This is a genomic window from Terrabacter sp. 2YAF2 (assembly GCF_052114705.1).
Classification (GTDB): domain Bacteria; phylum Actinomycetota; class Actinomycetes; order Actinomycetales; family Dermatophilaceae; genus Terrabacter.
The window spans coordinates 1-1,034 of record NZ_JBFRFG010000052.1 but is presented as its reverse complement, the minus strand read 5'-3'; the positions used below and the strand labels follow the sequence as shown (position 1 = coordinate 1,034).

The 1,034-nt window shown below is 66.2% G+C and carries 2 protein-coding genes; one reads left to right on the top strand and one right to left on the bottom strand.

Annotation, left to right across the window (positions count from 1 at the left end):
* Positions 1–277: 277 nt before the first annotated feature.
* Positions 278–706 carry a hypothetical protein gene (locus AB4030_RS22370; protein WP_442281401.1) on the bottom strand — a complete coding sequence of 143 codons (429 nt, stop codon included), beginning with the start codon at positions 704–706 and terminating at the stop codon, positions 278–280.
* Positions 707–834: 128 nt separating this feature from the next.
* Here AB4030_RS22370 and AB4030_RS22365 point away from each other — a divergent pair.
* A partial coding sequence (locus AB4030_RS22365) for a hypothetical protein (protein ID WP_442281400.1) occupies positions 835–1,034 on the top strand: 200 nt, incomplete at its 3' end.

Sequence of the window (1,034 nt, the reverse complement as noted above, 5' to 3'; positions counted from 1 at the left end):
GGGAACCGCCTGTTCGCGCGCTGCGTGAAGTTGGGGCGTACGAGCGCCTTGGCCTCAGGACGGTCTGCGCTTGTCCTCTGTTCGACGCCGTCCTGTCCCACGCGCCGTACTATGCCGGATGCGGTCCGGTCCTGCCCGCGTTTGAGAAAACGGCCGCTGACGTCGCACGCTCATGCCGCCGGTCGATCGCACCGATGATCGGGCGTTGACGATCTCGACCGAGCACTCACGACGCTGAAGCCCGGCGCCATGGGCAGCGCCGCGCCGACGGCGGATCTCATCGCGGATCGGTGAACGCGGCGCGCCAGGCGGGTGGATCGAAGTCCCTAGCGTAGTAACGGGTATCGCGGAGCATGCGCCCGTCCGGGGCGAACTCCATCACCAGGACGACATGCCACACGTCGCCCTCGCCGTAGTCACTGGACGCTTCGATGAGCCACGATCGGTGCGCACCCGTGACTCGGTTGATTGTCAGGGACGGCGGCGGGCCGGGGAAGGATTCCTGCATCGCTCGCATCCGGTCGCGGCCCGTAATGCGTTCCCCCGACTGGGGCATCTCCATCACGTAGTCCTCGTGGCGCAGTTCGAACTCGTCCGACGCCGAGAGCCCGCCTGCGGCGGAGAACAGCCGCTCTAGCCCCTCGCGCATCGCCATCGCATCGTCGGTGTCGATGGCCCGACGGAAAACCTCCAGTACGGCATTCATACCGTGAAAGTCTGAACCTCCGGCTTGCCTTCTGCCACCGTGTGCCGCTATCGCCATCCGAATGTCGCCATCCGCACATGCCGCGAGGGGCGTTTCACGCGGTGCACGGGCCATGGGACGATTCGGGCGTGAATGGCGGCGAGCCGATCGACCAGAAGTCCCCAGCCGCGCCTCGAACGTGGGATTCGACCATCGGCCCCGACGGAATCGGTTACCTGATCGAGGCTGCGCCCTCTGGGGTCATTGGCTGGCAGTACGACCAGGCTTTGAACTTCGACTACGGCCTTCTCGTTTCGATCGCTGGCGCGCTCTGGAACCTCGGCGGCAG